12 protein-coding genes are annotated in these 14645 nt (G+C 61.1%); 10 read left to right on the top strand and 2 right to left on the bottom strand.

The features are described 5' to 3' along the window. Nucleotides 1–180: 180 nt before the first annotated feature. The 6 genes from M8997_RS07380 (at nucleotide 181) to fghA (ending at nucleotide 5727) form a co-directional block, all read left to right on the top strand. Nucleotides 181–2091 (top strand): hypothetical protein, encoded by a 1911-nt coding sequence (locus tag M8997_RS07380; RefSeq protein WP_250020180.1) that lies wholly within the window; start codon nucleotides 181–183, stop codon nucleotides 2089–2091. A gap of 12 nt (nucleotides 2092–2103) precedes the next feature. Beyond that, on the top strand, nucleotides 2104–2505 hold the full coding sequence (locus tag M8997_RS07375; RefSeq protein ID WP_250020181.1) for an EF-hand domain-containing protein: 402 nt from the start codon (nucleotides 2104–2106) through the stop codon (nucleotides 2503–2505). A 159-nt stretch (nucleotides 2506–2664) separates the two neighbouring features. Then, on the top strand, nucleotides 2665–3777 hold the full coding sequence (locus M8997_RS07370) for an S-(hydroxymethyl)glutathione dehydrogenase/class III alcohol dehydrogenase (protein ID WP_250020182.1): 1113 nt from the start codon (nucleotides 2665–2667) through the stop codon (nucleotides 3775–3777). Continuing rightward, entirely contained in the window at nucleotides 3777–4244 is a 468-nt protein-coding gene (locus tag M8997_RS07365) for a GNAT family N-acetyltransferase (protein ID WP_250020183.1), read from the top strand. The genes M8997_RS07370 and M8997_RS07365 overlap by 1 nt, the downstream gene beginning before the upstream one ends. A gap of 5 nt (nucleotides 4245–4249) precedes the next feature. Then, the gene (locus M8997_RS07360) at nucleotides 4250–4879 is read left to right on the top strand and encodes a DUF1345 domain-containing protein (protein WP_250020184.1); all 630 of its coding nucleotides are present in this window, start codon (nucleotides 4250–4252) and stop codon (nucleotides 4877–4879) included. A 14-nt stretch (nucleotides 4880–4893) separates the two neighbouring features. Beyond that, a complete protein-coding gene (gene fghA / locus M8997_RS07355) occupies nucleotides 4894–5727 on the top strand; it encodes an S-formylglutathione hydrolase (RefSeq protein WP_250020185.1) in 834 nt (277 codons plus the stop codon). Between the two features lie 81 nt (nucleotides 5728–5808). On the opposite strand, the gene M8997_RS07350 is transcribed toward fghA, so the two are convergent. Both M8997_RS07350 and M8997_RS07345 read right to left on the bottom strand, forming a co-directional pair. Continuing rightward, a complete protein-coding gene (locus tag M8997_RS07350; RefSeq protein ID WP_250020186.1) occupies nucleotides 5809–6843 on the bottom strand; it encodes a PAS domain-containing protein in 1035 nt (344 codons plus the stop codon). A 10-nt stretch (nucleotides 6844–6853) separates the two neighbouring features. Then, nucleotides 6854–8233, bottom strand: coding sequence for a cytochrome P450 (locus M8997_RS07345; RefSeq protein WP_250020187.1), 1380 nt, complete (start codon nucleotides 8231–8233; stop codon nucleotides 6854–6856). Between the two features lie 196 nt (nucleotides 8234–8429). Here M8997_RS07345 and M8997_RS07340 point away from each other — a divergent pair, with 196 nt between their 5' ends. The 4 genes from M8997_RS07340 (at nucleotide 8430) to M8997_RS07325 (ending at nucleotide 14644) form a co-directional block, all read left to right on the top strand. After that, complete coding sequence (locus M8997_RS07340; protein ID WP_250020188.1) at nucleotides 8430–10193, top strand: hypothetical protein; 1764 nt, start codon at nucleotides 8430–8432, stop codon at nucleotides 10191–10193. Beyond that, nucleotides 10193–10597, top strand: coding sequence for a hypothetical protein (locus M8997_RS07335; RefSeq protein WP_250020189.1), 405 nt, complete (start codon nucleotides 10193–10195; stop codon nucleotides 10595–10597). The genes M8997_RS07340 and M8997_RS07335 overlap by 1 nt, the downstream gene beginning before the upstream one ends. A gap of 302 nt (nucleotides 10598–10899) precedes the next feature. Further along, the gene (gyrB, locus tag M8997_RS07330) at nucleotides 10900–13341 is read left to right on the top strand and encodes a DNA topoisomerase (ATP-hydrolyzing) subunit B (RefSeq protein WP_250020190.1); all 2442 of its coding nucleotides are present in this window, start codon (nucleotides 10900–10902) and stop codon (nucleotides 13339–13341) included. 247 nt (nucleotides 13342–13588) lie between these two features. Further along, the gene (locus M8997_RS07325; protein ID WP_250020191.1) at nucleotides 13589–14644 is read left to right on the top strand and encodes a dipeptidase; all 1056 of its coding nucleotides are present in this window, start codon (nucleotides 13589–13591) and stop codon (nucleotides 14642–14644) included. Nucleotide 14645 lies beyond the last annotated feature (1 nt).

Below are 14645 nucleotides of genomic sequence, written 5' to 3'. Positions count from 1 at the left end.
GGACCGGCAGGAGACAGTATTGTTCGACGCGCCGCCTCATACCTTCGCCGTATAAATCTCGGAGACGCCGGAGCTATGTATATGAAATATAACACATTTCTTTCCTAAGAACTTTGCCGGCAGTCGGTTGATCCGTGACCATAGACTTTCGACCAATTGACGCTGCCGTAGCTGTTGGAAATGCTGTCCCTTTCAAAAGAGGGGTATTTCAACAAAATGAATTACAGAGCTTTTTCCCTTGCCGTTCTGGCTTTCCTGGCCGCATGCGACGATAGCCAGGAGAACGCATCAGAAAGCAATTTTACTCCTCCGGCGGAAATCGTCGCAGCCCTGCCGGTGGTGATACAGGCCGCGGAACCAGCGCAGGTAAAGCCGCCACTAACGCCGGAAGAGGCGTTCAACGCTGCCGCACCGCCTGACACGGTAATAGATGAGAAAACACATTTCGACACGACGGCAGATGGAAGCGTCGCGCTTGCCGACGTAAGCCAGAAGGCTTCAGCGAAACGCCACAATATGGTGCTTGACGGAAAGACCATATATTTCACTGCCCGTGCAGGTCATCTGGTCACCTACGATGCGGACAAGAAAAATCCGGAAGCGGCGGTGTTTTACACCGCCTATACGAGGGATGATCTGCCCAAGGAAAAACGTCCAGTGACGTTCTTCTGGAACGGTGGCCCCGGGTCGTCCTCCATTTGGCTGCACATGGGGTCCTGGGCGCCAAAAAGGTTGAAATCCGATGCGCCCAACATTCCAGAAAGCGATTATGCCAAACAGCCGGAAAGCTTTCCGTTTCTGGACAATGATATCAGCCTGCTTGGACAATCTGACCTGGTCTTTGTCGATCCCCCCGGCGCGGGTTACTCGGCGGCAATCGCGCCGCTGAAGAACAGGGATCTATGGGGAACGGATATCGATGCCAAGGTGGTTGCCGACTTCATTACCCGTTATAACAACGTCAACGGTCGCCAAAGTTCGCCGAAATATCTCTATGGCGAATCCTATGGCGGCATTCGCACACCCATCGTCGCCAATCTGCTCCAGGCAGCCGGAACCAGCCGTTTCGAACCGGACAGCTCGGGCAAGGCTCCCGTGGTGCTCTCCGGTTACATTCTCAACTCACCGCTCGTCGATTACACATCGAACTGCCATATGCGGAATACCTTCGGAACCGCCGCTGAAAAGGCAAAATATTGGAGCTGCGCCGGATTTATCCCATCCTATGCGATGACAGCGGATTATTTCCACAAATCAATTCGCAAAAATGAGACGAAGGCCGATTTTCTGACGGCAATGAAGACCTATACGCGAGACGTTTATACTCCCATATTCGATGAGTACATTGTAGATGGGTATATAAAGGAATCCGAATGGGAGAATTTCCAACAAACGAAGCCGGGGAAGGATTTTCAAAAGGACTTGAGTGACCGGTTCGTGGAAGATCAGCTTTTCTGGGATACGGATCGGAGGCCTTTGGATCTGCGGCCACACTTCTTTCAGCTGCGCTATACAGATGAGAAGGGAAAGAACGGCTTTCGTACTGGTCGCTTCGATGCACGGATGAAGGTTCCGCTTGTCAATGGCGAAACGGCCTATGCTGCCGATGATTACATCGACAAGGCGTTCCTTAACCAGTTCAAGACCTATCTGCCGGACTTCGCCAATTATAATGCCGTGTCCGATTACCAGCCGTCGAACAGTGTAGCGCGCGGCAACTGGGCCTGGAAGCGCGCCAGTCAAGCTTCCAACATGCCTACCAGCACACCTGATATTCTAAGTGCCCTGACTTACAATCCTGGGTTAAAACTGCTGATCCTGCATGGGTATCAGGATATCGCCACACCGGGCTTCCAGACGGAGCTCGATCTGGAAGCTGTCGGCCTGTTGGACCGTATTCCGGTTAAATGGTTCGAAGGCGGACATATGATCTATAATGACGAGTCATCACGTCCCTTGTTGAAAAAGACGCTGGATCAATATTACGAAGGCGCTCCCTATGACGCCGAAGCCGCCGTGGCGGTGCAGTCGATGCAGCAATCCAGAATCGTCTCGGCGAAGCGGCTGGTCGATGCCGCCGCTGCAAACTAGGAGCCATATGTCATGAAACATTCCCTGATCGCCATACTCGCTGCCGGTCTGGTCTTGGCCGCTACGTCGCTCACGATGGCTTTTGATGATATAGGCCAGCCTCCTCCCGATCCGGTCGGAACGGTATATCCGGAAATGACGCCGGAACTGGTCCAGAAGAAGGTCGAGGAACAGATACGGGCACAATTCGAAAAGGCTGCGGGCCCGAGCGGCTATCTGATCGATGCCCAACAGGCGCAAGCCAGTGGCTGGGGGTTTGTCGTCGATCATTTCGCGCAGATCGACAAGAATGGTGACGGGTCGGTGTCCCTTTCCGATATCTCGAATTTTCTCTCGGCCCGAACCCCGCAAGCCTTGATGAGGGCGGCCCGGCAGAACCTCAATCAAAGGAGCGGCACCCAAATCATAGAGTAAACAGGCTGGTATGGTTCCACGACCTTGCCTGTGACCCCCAATCGGATCGGCGGCATTTCGACAACCAAATGTCGCCGCTTCGATTGACGGGCTCCCCTGCGATCCTGATAGTGCGGAAAAGCAAATCAGCAATCGCAAGTCGCATCGGGAGACAGTCATATGAAATCGCGCGCAGCCGTCGCATGGGAAGCCAACAAGCCACTGACCATCGAAACGGTGGAGATCGGCGGCCCCAAGCCGGGCGAAGTGCTGGTCGAGATCATGGCGACCGGCGTCTGCCACACGGATGCCTATACGCTGTCGGGGCTCGATTCGGAGGGGAAGTTCCCGGCCATTCTCGGCCATGAGGGCGCGGGCGTCGTGCGCGAGATCGGCGCCGGCGTGACGTCGCTGAAGGTCGGCGATCACGTCATTCCGCTCTATACGCCGGAGTGCCGCCAGTGCAAGACCTGCCTTTCGCAGCGGTCGAACCTGTGCACCTCCATCCGCGCGACGCAGGGCCAGGGCGTGATGCCGGACGGCACCAGCCGCTTCTCCTGCGATGGCGGTGAAGTGTTTCACTATATGGGCTGCTCGACATTCTCCAATTTCACCGTGCTGCCGGAGATTGCGCTGGCGAAAGTCCGTGAAGACGCGCCCTTCGACAAGATCTGCTATATCGGCTGCGGCGTCACCACCGGCATCGGCGCCGTGATCTATACCGGCAAGGTCTGGCCCGGGGCCAATGTCGTCGTCTTCGGCCTCGGCGGCATCGGGCTCAACGTCATCCAGGGCGCCCGCATGGTCGGCGCCGACAAGATCGTCGGGGTCGACATCAATCCGGGCAAGGTGGAGATGGCGCGCAAATTCGGCATGACGCATTTCGTCAATCCGAAGGAGGTCGGCAATGACAAGGTGGTCCAGGCCATCCAGGACCTGACCGATGGCGGCGCCGATTTCTCCTTCGATGCCACCGGCAATACCAATGTCATGCGCCAGGCGCTGGAGTGCTGCCATCGCGGCTGGGGCACCAGCATCGTCATCGGCGTCGCCGAAGCCGGCAAGGAAATATCGACGCGGCCGTTCCAACTGGTGACGGGCCGCAACTGGCGCGGCACTGCCTTTGGCGGCGCGCGCGGTCGCACGGACGTGCCGAAGATCGTCGACTGGTACATGGAGGGCAAGATCGACATCGACAGCCTCATCACCCACACCATGCCGCTCGACGAGATCAACACGGCGTTCGATCTCATGCATGAGGGCAAATCCATCCGCAGCGTCGTGACGTTCTGATGGCGGATTACCGCGTCATCCTCAGCGGTCTCGAGCAGATGTCGGCGCGCGATCTCTACGAGGTCATGAAGCTGCGCGTCGATGTATTCGTCGTCGAGCAGAAATGCCCTTATCCCGAGCTCGACGGCAAGGATATCGATGCGCTCCACCTGCGGCTGATGCAGGGGAGCGAACTTCTGGGCTATGCCCGTATCCGCGGCGGCACGCCGGCCGATCCGACGCCGCGGATCGGGCGCGTCGTCGTCTCGCCCGCGCATCGCGGCAGGCGTCTCGGCGACAGGCTGATGGCCGAAGCGGTCAGCCAGTGCGAGCGGCTCTATGCCGCCCAGCCGATCCGCCTGTCGGCGCAGAGCCATCTGACGGAGTTTTACGGGTCGTTCGGCTTCGTCGCGGTATCGGATGAATATCTCGAGGACGATATTCCGCATATCGACATGCAGCGGCCAGCCATGATGCTGACGGAGTAGGCGGCATGTCGCGGCACCAGCCCTTTTTCATCGGCGCCATCGGTGGAATTGCCGGCTTTGTCGTCGCCCTCTGGCTGGCGCCGCGGCTGTCCTATCTGGTGGCCGCGAACCTGTTCTTCATTCTTTATCTGGTGCTGACTTCGATCCGGCTTCCGGCGCTGACGGCGGATTATCTGCGCCGCAATGCCGCCCGCTCCGATGTGCCGGTGTGGCTCATCTTCGCCGTGACGCTCGGCGCCGTCATCGTCGCGGTCGGCTCGCTCTTTGCACTCATCAATTCGGCACAGCGCCCGCATCCCGTCGATCTTGCGCTGGCGCTCGCCTCGGTGCCGCTCGGCTGGCTGACGATCCACATGATGGCGGCCATCCACTATGCCCATCTCTATTGGCAACCCGGCGCCGGTCATGGCAGCCCGCATGCCGGCGGGCTGGGTTTCCCCGGCGGCACGGAGCCCGGCGGCATCGAGTTCCTGTATTTCTCCTTCGTCATCGGCATGACCGGACAGACGTCGGATACCGCGATCACGACGACAGATATGCGCAAGGTCAATCTCGTACATTCGGTCGTATCGTTCTTTTTCAACACGGTTCTGGTAGCAGCGGCGGTCAATGTCGCCGTCTCGCTCGGCCAATAGACAGGAGCAGGCCCATGGAAACGCTTTCCCTCGCCCGGAGTTTTGCCGGAACCCAAGGGGTCTATCGCCACAGGAGCGAGGCATGCCAATGCGACATGACCTTCGCGGTCTTCCTGCCGCCGCAGGCGAAACAGGGCTCGGTTCCGGCGCTCTGGTACCTTTCCGGGCTGACCTGCACCCATCAGAATGTCATGGACAAGGGCGAGTACCGGCAGGCGGCCGCCGAACTGGGCATCGCCATCATCTGCCCGGATACCAGCCCGCGCGGCGAAACCGTGCCCGACGAAAAGGACAATTGGCAGTTCGGCAGCGGCGCCGGCTTCTATCTCGATGCGACGCAGCAGCCCTGGGCCGCCAATTACAACATGGAGAGCTATGTCGCGGCGGAGCTGCCGGCGCTCATCGCCGAAAATTTCCCGCTGGATATGGAGCGGCAGGCGATTTTCGGCCACTCCATGGGCGGCCATGGCGCGATAACGCTGGCATTGAAGAACCCCGGCCGCTTCCGCTCGGTTTCGGCGTTCGCGCCGATAGCGCGCCCGATGGTCGCCGGCTGGTCGCGTCCGGCCTTCGAGAAATATCTCGGCCCGGACGAAAATGCCTGGCGCGCCTATGACAGCGTGGCGCTGATCGAAGACGGGTTCCGCATACCGGAGCTGCTTGTCGACCAGGGCAAGGCGGATGGATTCCTGGATGACGGCCTGCGGCCCTGGCTGCTGGAGGACGCCTGCAAGGCGGCGGGCATACCGCTGACGCTCAACATGCGCGACGGCTACGACCACTCCTATTTCTTCATCTCGACCTTCATGGCCGAGCACATCGGCTGGCATGCGCAAAGACTGGGCTGAGGGGAATCCCGGCCGGACGCGGCGACGCCCGCCGAAGCCGAGGCGCAGGTCGACATTGGTCGAGGCCGGTGTGGCCCGAAATCAATATTGCTGGCCGCTTTCCGTATCGAAGCTGATATTGATCTCGGTGCCCGGATCGAGGCGGACGACTTCGAGACTGGCGTTCAGCCCTCCAATCAGCGAGCGGACGATCTGCCCGCCGAGACTGCCGCTTTCGGGCCAGTTCCTGCCCTCGGGAATGCCATTGCCATTGTCGCGGACGCGCAGCTTGATCCGGTCGTCGTTCCGTTTCACCTGGATGCGGATGGTGCCGTTCTGCCGCTCGGCGAAGGCATGCTGATAGGCATTGGTCAGGATCTCCGACAGGAGCAGGCCGATATGAGCGGCGGTCTCCGTCCTTATGGCGATCGGCGGAACGATGACCTCGGTGCGAATGGTCCGGCTCAGCGCAAGCCCGCTCATCGTCGTCACGATGCGCTGGATGTAGCTGGAAAGATCGGTCATGGCCGAGGATTCCAGGTCCGACTTCGCTTCCGATAGTTCGTGATAGAGGATCTGCAGCGATTCCACGCGGCGGGCGAGATTGGTGTAGTCCGCCTGCGGATCGTCCGAGCGGCTCCTCGCCTGCAGGCGTATGAGGCTCACCACCATCGCCAGGTGGTTCTTCACCCTGTGGGTCATCTCGCGCAGCGGCTGATCCTCGGTGCCGCCGACGATGGTCGCCTCCCGGCGATTTCCAAGGATGCGCTGTACGCCAAGGAAGAAACGCAGATCGCCGTCCTTGCCAAAGAGCGGCGTGATGTGAAGGCGGTTCCAGAACGGTTCGCCATCGGCACGATAATTCAGGATATCGATGGTGAATTCCTGTCGATTGCCGATATTGCGGGCGATTTCGGAGGTTGTCTCGGGGTCCGTGTCCGGCCCCTGGAGAAAGCGGCAATTGCGGCCCACGGAAGCGAGCTTGCTGTATCCTGTCGCGTTTTCGAAGGTCCGGTTTACATAAATCAGCGGATTGTCGGGCAAGTGTGGATTCGTCAGCACCACCGAAAGCGGTATGTTCTCCAGGGCAAGATAAAGCGCCTCATCTTCCAAGCGGGCAAGGCCTGCCGACTCCATATCCAGTTCCTCATCGTCGGGGTATCACAACCATTGGTAGACCACCATCCGGCTGCGTGGTCAACTTCTGCACCGGCCAGGGCTGCGTTTCGTCGGCCATGTCGAAACGGTAGCGATGAAGCAGGATGGCGAGTGCGATAACCGCCTCCTGCAATGCGAAACTGGCGCCGATGCACACCCGGGGCCCGGCGCCGAAGGGCAGATACTGGAAGCGGTCGATCCTGGATCGGTTTTCCGGATGAAACCGCGAGGGCAGGAAGGCATCCGGCTGTTCCCAATAGAGCCGGTGGCGATGCACCGTCCACGGCATGACGAGCACGGCCGCGCCTTTCGGCAGCAGCAGGTCCTGATATCTGTCGTCTTCGACCGGCTCGCGGTTGATGGAGGGAGCCGGCGGGTAAAGCCGCATCGCCTCCTCGAAGGCCGCCCGCGTCAGCGGCAGGGCGTCCAGCCATTCATGCGGCGGCGGCAGGTCGCGCCGGTCCATGAAATCGTCGATCTCCTGCTCGATGCCGTCGCGTTCCCACGGCGCCTTCGACAGGAGATAGAGCGTCCACCCGAGCGCGCGGGCGGTGGTCTCGTGCCCGGCGCCGATGAATGTGATGATATTGTCCTCGATCTCCGCGCGGGAGAGCCCGTCCGGCCCTTCCGTGCGCAACAGGAGCGTGAGGAAATCGCTGGGCACCGCATCGCCGTCCCGATCGATGCGCGCCTTGCGCATTTCGATGGTGCTGGCGACGATCTGGCGGAAGAAGGCGAGCGCCCTGCGTCCGCGCAACTGGGTAAAGCGCGGCAGCCATTGCGGCGCGCCGAGAAGATCGAGCGGATCGACGCGGCCCATCGTCTCGAAAAGCCGGTCCACCTCGTGCGAAAAACTGTCTGGATCACCCGCGATCTCGCCGGAAAACAGCGTCTCGGCCAGAATATCGTAGGTCAGCATCGTCATGTCGCGGGAGACGTCAACCGGGCCGCGCGCATCCGCATATCGGTCGGCGAAGCTCTCGGTCGTTTTCTTCATCGCCTCGGCGAAGCCGTGAATATGGCGCGGGGTGAAAACGGGAGCCATGGCCTTGCGGGACCGCTTCCACGTCTCGCCTTCGGCGGTCAGCAGCCCATCGCGCAGGATCGGCCGCAATATGCGCTGGCGCACGGCGGCCATGCGGTAGTTCCTGGCGTTGTCGACGAGCACGTGCCGGATGAGACCCGGATCATTGGCGATGATCGTATGGGCGAAGGACCATTCGATCGATACCCATGGTTCATTGTAGGAAGGCTCGCCCCACAGTTCCAGCGGGTTGCGATACACGGTCCGGATCAATTGCAGCGTGCCGACGGGACCCGTGCGGGGAACAGGGGCGGGCGGGGTGAAAACGGGTCGTGGCGTATCCATGGGACCGATGTGGGTATGATGGCGCCGGAAGTCCATAAGTCCTTGGTATCGTATCGGCCGGAACCGCCCGGGAGCCGCCGATAATCCCTGTTGACGTTGGCCTCGCGAAGGGCTTCTATCGAGCCGCCTACGGTCTTTTCATTACCTCTTCGATTTTTACTACCAAAGTTTCATCATGATTATTGTGAGGTCTTTCATGAGATTGCGCTCGTTTTCGTTTGCGCTGGCCTTGATCCTGTCCGCCTGTGACGGCGGCTCCGACTCCGACATTTCTCCACCGAAATCAGTATCGGCAGTATCGGCATTCCCGGCATTCCCGGTGGCCGCGCCGCCAGTGTCGAACGACGAGCTGCCCGATGCAGCCGAGACGTCCGACCGGCCCTATGACGCCTATGATTCGGTGGACTATGCGCAGGTGAGCCAGACGCCATCCAGCCGGCGCCACACGGCCACCATCAACGGGGCGACGATAGCGTATACGGCCACGGCCGGTCACCTCGTCGCCTATGATCTGACGAAGATGAAGATTCGGCCGAACAGCGCGCCTCCGGAAGGGGCGGCAGAGGCCGCGATCTTCTACACGGCCTATACGAGCGACGACGCCAGGGACAAGGATTTGCGGCCCGTGACCTTTGTCTTCAACGGCGGCCCCGGTGCCTCCTCGGCAGCGCTGGATTTCGGCGCGCTCGGCCCCAAGGATGCCGGCAATGGTTCGTATCAAGACAATCCCGCCAGCCTGCTCGACAGGACCGACCTCGTTTTCGTCGATCCGGTGGGAACGGGCTATTCGGCGGCGATCCTGCCCCATATGAACAGGGACTTCTGGGGCGTCGACAGCGATGCCAAGGTCCTGCGCGATTTCATCATCAGCTATATCAATGCCAACAATCGCCAGTCCTCGCCGAAATACATCTATGGCGTGTCCTATGGCGGCATGCGCGCGCCGATCATGGCCAGGCTGCTGCTCGAAGAGGGTTCGCGGAATTATGCGGCCGATCCCGGCGGCAAGCCGGCCAACATCCTGTCGGGGCTGATCCTGAATTCGCCCTATCTCAACGGCAATAGCGATTGCGACGCGCATGCAGTCAGTTGCGCAGGAAATTTTCCGACCTATCTGCTCATCGCGCGCCATCACAAGAAAGCGGAGCGGCTCGTCATAAGCCTCGCAACCGCGGAGCAGGAAATGTTCGAATTCAGCGACCGGTTCACCACGCTGTACTGGAGGGTCTTCGATACGGTCTATGACGATGAGGCGCGGCCCGGCTATGACCGGACCAGATGGGACGCCTATCTGAAGACCGCGGCGGCAAAGTCCTTCATCGACACGCTCCATGCCATGACGGGCATAGGCAAGTCCTATGAGCCTGGTGCCGGCCCTGCGGACAATCCATGGGTCCGGGCGCCCAATATGTCGGCGCAGCGCTTTCGAGTGCTGTTCGCCCCGGAAAAGGGCGTCCTCAGCATTAATGACGGGCGGAAGTTCATCGAACCCTCGCGGCATGACCCGGCGTTCGTGGCGGGCGACATATATTACGATGCGATCAAACCCTATCAGGAGGCAATGACGGGATACAGGACGAAGGCGCATTATCTCGATCAGAACGCGCGCGGACCAGTGATCTGGGACTACAAGCCCGACAGCAGGCTGGCTCTCGGGGCCGACCGTACCGCGACGTGCCTGGTCGATCTTGCCTATGCCCTGCGGTTGAACGCCAGGCTCAAGGTGCTGGTGCAGCACGGGTATTTCGATCTGAACACGCCCTACCACCGGACGCGGCAGGATCTCGCGGATGCCGATCTGGCAACGCTGGTCTCGTTGTCGCTTTATCCAGCGGGCCATGCGTTGGTGGCCATGCCGGCAGAAGCCTTCGGCAGGTCAATGGTGGAACTGCGCGGATTTTACGATGACAGGAGCGCGGGCGTGGTCGCCGCGTCTCGTCCGGCCGGGAGCGTCAACTGATGCGGCGCGCTCTTGCCCTGGCGATGGTCTCCTTCGCCATCTTGGCCGTCCCTGCGGGCGCGGCGGAGGCCGAGCGGGTGACCATGCGCGAAAACCCGGCCCTCAGCGTCCCCCGGCCGATCCTGCCGCCGCGGCCAACTTCGCCGCCGATCACGCCCGAATTCATCAAGAGCTCCCTCGATGCGCATATGCGACAGCGTCTCGAGGCGGCGGCGGACCCGGCGACCGGGCTGGTGAGCGTTGAATCGGCAGCGAGATATGGCTGGGGCTATCTGATCGACCACTTCGCCGAGATCGACAGCGACCATGATGGCGACATCACCGCCGAGGAAGGGGCAACATTCTTCGGGATGAGCCCGCCGGTCGCCCGACCCGCCTCCGCCGAAATCCAGTTCGTCGAATGAGTGATCGCTGACGCAAGCGGGGCCCGCAGGCCCCGCGGGCCTGTTCCTGCGCCGCCATGCGTGTTATACCATTGGCGGAGAAGTGAAATCCGCGTCGCGCATGGCCCATGCAGGCTCCAGGCAGGCTCGGACATGAATAATCCATAGTCCGGGTCCAATTGGTCGATCATCCGTGGATGAAGGATCGCGCGAATTGGAAACGGAGACATTAATCACTATATCTAGAAGTGATATGGGGACTTGATTCGCCCAGCTTTTGTACAGCTGCGCCATTCTCGGCGCCGGGAAAAGATTGAATATATATGAGTGATACACCCGAGATGACAGTCGAAACGTCGCCGGAATACGGCGCGGAGTCCATCAAGGTTCTGAAGGGGCTCGATGCGGTACGCAAGCGCCCCGGCATGTATATCGGCGATACGGATGACGGCTCCGGCCTTCATCACATGGTTTACGAAGTCGTCGACAATGCCATCGACGAAGCGCTGGCAGGCCATGCCACGCGCGTCACGGTCACGCTCAACCCCGACGGTTCCTGCACGGTCACCGACAATGGGCGCGGCATTCCGACGGACATGCACTCGGAAGGCGTCTCGGCCGCCGAGGTCATCATGACCCAGCTGCACGCCGGCGGCAAGTTCGACCAGAATTCCTACAAGGTATCCGGCGGTCTCCATGGCGTCGGCGTTTCGGTGGTCAATGCGCTTTCGGTCTGGCTGCGGCTGAAGATCCGCCGCCAGGGCAAGATCCATGAAATGAGCTTCACCCATGGCGTCGCCGACGCACCGCTGCGCGTCACGGGCGATGCGGGCGGCGAGACCGGCACGGAGGTTTCGTTCCTGCCCTCGAGCGATACGTTCAGCATGGTGGAATTCGACTTCAAGACGCTCGAGCACCGGCTGCGCGAACTCGCCTTCCTGAATTCCGGCGTTCGCATCCTGCTGGCGGACCGCCGCCACGCCGATCCCGAGGAGCTCGAACTCTTCTACGAGGGCGGCCTGACCGCCTATGTGCGCTATCTCGACCGCAGCAAGAAGGAACTGATCAACGATCCGATCTATATTCGCGGCGAGCGCGACGATACGACGGTCGAAGTGGCTATGTGGTGGAATGACAGCTACCACGAGAATGTCCTTTGCTTCACCAACAACATTCCGCAGCGCGACGGCGGCACCCATCTCGCCGGTTTTCGCGGCGCGCTGACGCGGCAGATGACCTCCTATGCGGAAACTTCCGGCCAGACCAAGAAGGCCAAGGTATCGCTGACCGGCGACGATTGCCGCGAGGGGCTGACGGCGGTGCTGTCGGTCAAGGTTCCCGATCCAAAATTCTCGTCGCAGACCAAGGACAAGCTGGTGTCCTCCGAGGTTCGCCCGGTCGTCGAAAGCCTGGTGAACGAGGCGCTGTCCACATGGCTCGAGGAACATCCCGCCGAAGGGCGCGCGCTGGTCGAGAAAGTGATCCAGGCGGCGTCGGCGCGTGAAGCCGCCCGCAAGGCGCGCGACATCACCCGCAAGAACACGCTGAGCATCAGCTCGCTGCCGGGCAAGCTTGCCGATTGCCAGGAGAAGGACCCGGCGAAATCGGAAATCTTCATCGTCGAGGGCGATAGCGCCGGCGGCTCGGCCAAGGGTGGGCGTTCGCGCCAGAACCAGGCGATCCTGCCGCTGCGCGGCAAGATTCTCAACGTCGAAAGGGTCAAGCTCGACCGCATGCTGTCATCCGACCAGATCGGCACGCTGATCCTCGCGCTCGGCACCAGCATCGGCAAGGACGAGTTCAATCCGGACAAGCTGCGCTACCACAAGATCATCATCATGACCGACGCCGACGTGGACGGTGCGCATATCAGGACGCTGCTTCTGACGTTCTTCTTCCGCCAGATGCCGGAATTGATCGAACGCGGCCATATCTATATCGCCCAGCCGCCGCTCTACAAGGTGACGCGCGGCAAGTCCTCGCAATACATCAAGAATGAAGAGGCCTTCGAACAGTTCCTCGTCGATTCGGGTCTGGAAGAGGCCTCCCTGTCGCTGGATACCGGCGAGGTCAGGATGGGGGCGGATCTGCGCAGCGTCATCAATGACGCGCTGGCGGTGCGCCATCTCCTCAATGGGTTGAACACGCGCTACAACCGTTCCGTCGTCGAACAGGCGACGATCGCCGGCGCGCTCAATCCCGAGGCGCTGTCCGATCCCGCGCGTTCGGAGGAATTGGCCGCCGAAGTGGCCGGACGTCTCGATATCATCGCCGAGGAAACGGAGAAGGGCTGGACCGGCCGTGTCGCCCTGGCTGCCGATGGCGTCGACGGCTATATTTTCGAGCGCTCGCTGCGCGGCGTGAAGGAGACGGTGACGCTGGACATGGCGCTGCTGGGTTCGGCCGATGCGCGCCAGCTCGATCGCTATACGGCCCGCCTGCACGATATCTATTCGCGGCCGCCGGTGCTGCGCCGCAAGGAGAAGATCGATACGGTCGCCGGGCCCATCGCCCTGCTCGAAGCCGTCTTCGCCGCCGGCCGCAAGGGGCTTTCGCTCCAGCGCTACAAGGGTCTCGGCGAGATGAATGCCGACCAGTTGTGGGAAACGACGCTCGACCCGAATGCGCGCTCGCTCCTGCAGGTCAAGGTCAACGATGCGACGGATGCGGACAGCCTCTTCGCCCGGCTGATGGGCGATGAAGTCGAGCCGCGCCGCGAATTCATCCAGGACAACGCGCTCAGCGTCGCCAATCTCGACGTCTGACGGCGAGTCCTGCCCGCTTCCCGCGCAGGCAGGGTTCTCCATCGCGACAGCGTTCCTCTACGGGCGTGGCGCCTTACCGGCGCCGCGCCCGGTGTCGTTTGGTCGCTCTTCTCCTCGAAACTATACTTTTGTCTAATAACTTCTTGAATGTTCCCCGGGGCCATGATCTTTTGGCCCGAATTTGCCGCGTTCCGCGAGCCGCCCGGCTCGCAGGGGCTGCTGTTTTCGTGGAATAGCCGGAGTTGAAATGCAGTCTGTCTTCGATGGTCACAACGATGTCCTCTACCGCTTGTGGAAACACTCGAAAGAAGGCGCCGATCCCGTCCGGGAATTCATCGATGGCACGCCGACCGGCCACATAGACAAGCGGAGGGCGATCAAGGGCGGGCTCGCCGGCGGCCTCTGCGCGATCTACGTGCCCTCCGGCGATCTCGCCTTCCGCGCTCCCGATGCCAACGGCCATTATTCGACGCCGCTGGCTGCGCCGCTCGAACGGGCGCCGTCGCTCGATATCGCCGTCGAAATGGCTTCGATCGCCTTGCGCATGGACAGGGCCGGGGCCTGGAAGCTCTGCCGCAGCACCGCCGACATCAGGCAATGTATGGAGGACGACATGTTCGCTGCCGTCCTGCACATGGAAGGTTGCGAAGCGATCGGCGAAGACCTCGCCGCGCTGGACCTGTTCCATGCGGCCGGGTTGCGCAGCCTCGGGCCGGTCTGGAGCCGCCACAACATATTCGGCCATGGCGTGCCGTTTGCCTATCCGATGAGCCCCGATACCGGCGACGGGCTGACGCATGCGGGCGAGGAACTGGTGCGCCGCTGCAACCAGCTCGGCATATTGGTCGATCTGGCGCATATCACCGAAAAAGGCTTCTGGGACGTGGCGCGCATCAGCGACCAGCCGCTGGTCGCCAGCCATTCCAACGTGCATTCGCTGACCCCCGTGGCGCGCAACCTGACGGACAGGCAGCTCGACGCCATCCGCGAGTCGAAGGGCGTTGCGGGCCTGAATTACGCGGTGGCCATGCTGCGGCCCGATGCGCGCGAAAACGCCGAAACGCCGCTTTCCGACATGGTCCGCCATATCGACTATATGGTGCAGAGGATGGGTATCGACTGCGTGGCCCTTGGTTCTGACTTCGATGGTGCTAAAATCCCCGCGGAAATCGCCGATGCCGCCGGAAATCAGAGATTGGTGACGGCGCTGCAAAAGGCGGGATACGGGCAAGAGGATCTCGCAAAGATCTGCCGGGACAACTGGTTGCGCGTGCTGCGCTCCGCATGGCACGAAGACAATTAAA

This window comes from Phyllobacterium sp. 21LDTY02-6, assembly GCF_023554255.2.
Taxonomy (GTDB): Bacteria; Pseudomonadota; Alphaproteobacteria; order Rhizobiales; family Rhizobiaceae; genus Phyllobacterium.
The sequence above is the reverse complement of the archived record's forward strand: the minus strand, read 5'-3'. Positions and strand labels throughout refer to the sequence as shown.